The following is a 4092-nucleotide window of genomic DNA, read 5'->3' as shown; positions in this document are numbered from 1 at the left end:
GATTGTAGGCAGAGTCTTCCACGGCTCGCAGACGGGCAAGCAAGGGTTGATCCTGCGAGGGAATGGAATCCTCTGCCTATGTTTAAAGAATGGGCGGAGCAATCAACCTACTTATGCTTCACATTCATCGTAATATCAGCGGTAAAGCACTTGGTTCCTTCTGTGTCATACGCTGCTACGGGCACGACTACCTTGCCTTCCTGTGAAAAATCGACGTCTGCCGCTTCACACACAACTTTAAGGTCTGTTTTAGCTTTTGCGATATATTCAACAGTCATACCTTGAGGAACCCATCGGGCACCAGCGGGAATCGAGACGTCAGTTGTCATACCGCCTGCTAATTCAGCAGCGTTACACATTGCAATGGCATGAACGGTACCGATATGGTTGTGCACCTTCTTTTGGTTTTTCAAGCTAACTTCACAATAGCCTGGTTTAAGGTCAATGACTTCTGGGTCAATTGTCCCAAAGTAAGGTGCGATTTGAGCAACGCCCTTCGAAAACATCTCTGGGCCCATTTGTTGGAACATTGCTAGAAATTGACTCATATTGAATACCGCGTACTTATTTAAAAATGTCGATCACCTTGTTTAGGAAGCGACTGACGGTTTCAAGCTCTTCTTCTGAAAATTCTTCACTGAGCTTCTCGTTTACTTGCTGGATAAGTGGGTAGAGTATCGGTAATTTATTTTTACCCTCGTCAGACAAAAATAACCTTGATGCTCTGCCGTCTTCGGCACATCCTTTGCGCTCAATAATGCCGTTCTTTTGCATTCGGCCAACCAAACCGGTGACTGCAGAGTTATTCAAACCCAATGCTTGTGACAGCGTTTTCTGTAAACAGCCTTCATTTTTAGCAATGAACATCAGTGCAGCAGCTTGAGTGACTGGAATCCCCAGGCGTTGCTCGCACTGGGTATCTGCAAACTTAAACATTCGGTGCTGAGCCATGTTGATCAGAAAGAATAACCTTTTATCCACTGTCGATTCCTTGTCTAGTAGTTATATAGTTCATATGTGATGTATATTACTTTGCATATAAACTAAATTTAAATGCAAGCGTTTGTTTGTTTTTTATTTTTTCAACAAATTACTTAAGTGTTCTGAATAGCGCTTGTATCCAGCGGTAAAGCGAGTTGAAATTATCTGTTTCTGCCATGGCTTTAGGGGCAACGAGCCAATATGCATACTGGGTTGTCAACGGCATGGTTGATAAGGGAAGTAGCTTTCCATCTCTGATCCTTTGATTGACCATAGGGAGTAATCCAACGACGACTCCTAAGCCTTCTTCAGCAGACCGAATGGCGGAGAAATAAGAGTCGCAAACAATTTTTTGCTTTGGGTTAAAATCTCCAAATGAGCCGCGCCAATCCCGAAGATCATCATATAGCGATATGACAACCTGATTTTCGATCTCCTCCTTTGACATTAATTGGTCACGGGAAAGACCATGTTGGGTCAGGTAGTCCTCGCTACATAGAAGTTTTACGTCAACACCACTGACAAAGCGTGTTGCTAATTCTGGCCAGTCCCCCTTTCCGAAACGTAATGCCGCGTCTGCAGGTTCATCGTCAAAATTAACGTATTCATTGCCTGTCGTGATGCGTAGCTCTACCTCTGGAGCATAGTCTTTGAAGCGTGCGTAATTTGGAATCAGTAGTTCTTGAGCGATGAAAATGGGTGAGCTGATTTGAAGCGTTGGGTGGCAAAATTTTCGTTCGAATTCTCGATAGGAAGTATTGTGGCGCTTAATAATATCTCTTGTTGTCTGGTAGTAAAACTCTCCGGCTGAGGTGAGTCGTAGTTTGCGAGAGCTTCGGTCAAACAACGTTAAACCAAGATATTCTTCCAATACTTTGATTTGCTGACTGACGGCAGGCGGTGAAACACAGAGTTCCACCGCTGCTTTCTTAAAGTTTAAATTTCTGGCCGCGGCTTCAAATACAGGTAGCCACTGAATTGGGGGAGCTTTTTGTTGCATGGAACACCTTAATAGATAAGCTGAAGTTATCCTAAGTTCAAATATACTGAATTGCCAGTGGTAAAAGGTTAGATTAATTTACTTAGCATATAAACTAATTTGTGCGATTTTTTGGAGGTTTCGGTATGAGTGCATCTAATGTGGCAAAGACACTAGAACAGCAAGAGCATGCATTTGATGGTGCAGTTAACCTGAAAGGGGACCCCAATTGCCTGGTTGGGCAAGTCAGTGCAGACTATCAAAATATGGTAGGCCCTTTCGGTGGTGTGACGGCGGCTACGATCCTTCAAGCAGTGTTAGGTCACCCAGAAAGAGAAGGCATGCCGGTATCGCTTACTATTAATTATATGGGGCCGATTGAAGATGATGAGTTGGTGGTCAAACCTGCTCTATTAAGAACTAACCGTTCCAACCAGCATTGGCGTGTAGATTTTTTGCAAGGCGATGTAATGCAGTGTTCTGCTAGTTGTGTTTTTGCTAAGCGAAATGAGACTTGGTCTAATGATGAAGTAAGGATGCCTTATGCACCAGATTTTGAAGAGGTGGATTCACTACCAAAATTTCCGGGCATGCCGAGCTGGGTAGACCAATACGATATGCGCTTTGTTTATGGTGCTCCTTTTCAGCCGCTAGTTAAGGGTAAACAAGCAAACCCCTCCGAGAGCCTCTTGTGGATTTCTGACAAGCCAGCAAGAAAGCTGGACTATGCCTCAGTAACAGCAATCTCTGACTCGTTCTTTCCACGAATTTTTGTTCGAAGACATAAGATCGTCCCAATGGGAACGGTTAGTTTAACGATTAATTTCCATATAACTGAAGATGAATTGTTGGGCTTGGAGGCGACTCATCTGCTTGGTCGCGCTAGCGCTACCAAATTTACTAATGGTTATTTTGAGCAAAGGGCTGAGCTATGGAGCCCTGATGGTACCTTGGTGGCGACAAGTAGCCAGATGGTGTATTACAAAGATTAAGCTAGTCTATATCTCAATAATTACAGCTTTTAAAAAGCAAGAGAGCGATCATGACAAACGTTGATAGTGAGAATACAGAGCTGCATAAAACCGCTTGTATATTATGTTCACGAAACTGTGGCTTGGATGTTACCACCCAGGACGGCAAATTAATTAAGATCAAAGGTGATCCTCAACACCCTATGACTAAGGGCTATATTTGCCAGAAAGCGGCAAGATTAGAGCATTATCAAAATCACGATGATCGTTTGACACATCCTTTAAAAAGGATGCCAGATGGGAGCTTTCAGAAGGTTAGCTGGGATCAGGCCTTAGATGAAATCGCTGAAAAAATGAATGTAACGCGTGATCAGTTTGGCCCCGATTCTTTCGCGATTGTAGGTGGTGGTGGTCAAGGTAATCATCTTGGCGGTGCGTATGCTTCACAACTGCGTTATGCCATGGGTGGGAGTCGCTATACCTATACAGCTTTGGCTCAGGAAAAGACCATGGATTTTTGGGTGAATGGTCGACTGTTTGGTGATCAGCGTGTTCATTGTACTGAGGACGTAGAGCATTCTGACTACGTACTATTTATTGGCTGTAACCCATTTCAGTCACACGGTATACCCAATGCGCGCGATACGCTTAAAGAAATTAAGAAAGACCCGGACCGTACGATGGTGGTTTTTGACCCTAGAAGGTCTGAAACAGCGAAGCAAGCCGATATACATTTTCAGTTAAAGCCAGGTACTGATGCTTATCTGATGTCTGCGATCTTGGCGATTATCGTAAAAGAGGGCCTGCATGATAAAGCCTTCCTCGAGAATCACTGCACTGGCTTTAATAAGCTCGAAGCTGAACTATTAGATATTCCTATTGAAGAGTATGTAGAAAAAGCCGATGTATCCCTTGAGATGACGCAGCAAGTTGCACGAGACTTTGCTAATGCTAAAGCGGGATGCGTAAGAATTGACTTGGGTCTGCAGCAGTCACTGCATTCCACCTTGACGGCATATTTGGAAAAAATGCTGTATATGGTGACCGGCAATTTCGGGAAAACTGGCGGCAATAATCTGCACACTTTATTTGTTCCCTTATTAGGTAATTCGGACGAGCGTCGCCGCGAGTACAAGCTCACGGCTCATCATAAAATGATGC

At 43.9% G+C, this 4092-nt stretch carries 5 protein-coding genes; 2 read left to right on the top strand and 3 right to left on the bottom strand.

The window, feature by feature from the left end:
* Positions 1 to 107: 107 nt before the first annotated feature.
* The 3 genes from A3761_RS19595 to A3761_RS19585 form a co-directional block, all read right to left on the bottom strand.
* A complete protein-coding gene (locus A3761_RS19595; RefSeq protein WP_068507593.1) occupies positions 108 to 548 on the bottom strand; it encodes a hotdog fold domain-containing protein in 441 nt (146 codons plus the stop codon).
* A gap of 16 nt (positions 549 to 564) precedes the next feature.
* The gene (locus tag A3761_RS19590) at positions 565 to 981 is read right to left on the bottom strand and encodes a MarR family winged helix-turn-helix transcriptional regulator (protein ID WP_082865504.1); all 417 of its coding nucleotides are present in this window, start codon (positions 979 to 981) and stop codon (positions 565 to 567) included.
* Positions 982 to 1090: 109 nt separating this feature from the next.
* Positions 1091 to 1981, bottom strand: coding sequence for a LysR family transcriptional regulator (locus tag A3761_RS19585; protein ID WP_068514364.1), 891 nt, complete (start codon positions 1979 to 1981; stop codon positions 1091 to 1093).
* A gap of 125 nt (positions 1982 to 2106) precedes the next feature.
* On the opposite strand from A3761_RS19585, the gene A3761_RS19580 reads away from it, so the two are divergent.
* Both A3761_RS19580 and A3761_RS19575 read left to right on the top strand, forming a co-directional pair.
* Positions 2107 to 2952 (top strand): acyl-CoA thioesterase II, encoded by an 846-nt coding sequence (locus tag A3761_RS19580; RefSeq protein WP_068739147.1) that lies wholly within the window; start codon positions 2107 to 2109, stop codon positions 2950 to 2952.
* Positions 2953 to 3002: 50 nt separating this feature from the next.
* The coding region (locus tag A3761_RS19575) for a molybdopterin-dependent oxidoreductase (RefSeq protein ID WP_156491967.1) at positions 3003 to 4092 on the top strand (1090 nt) is incomplete at its 3' end.

Source organism: Oleiphilus sp. HI0123, from assembly GCF_001635315.1.
Note: the sequence above shows the minus strand (reverse complement) of the source record. Positions and strands in the feature narration are given on the sequence as shown.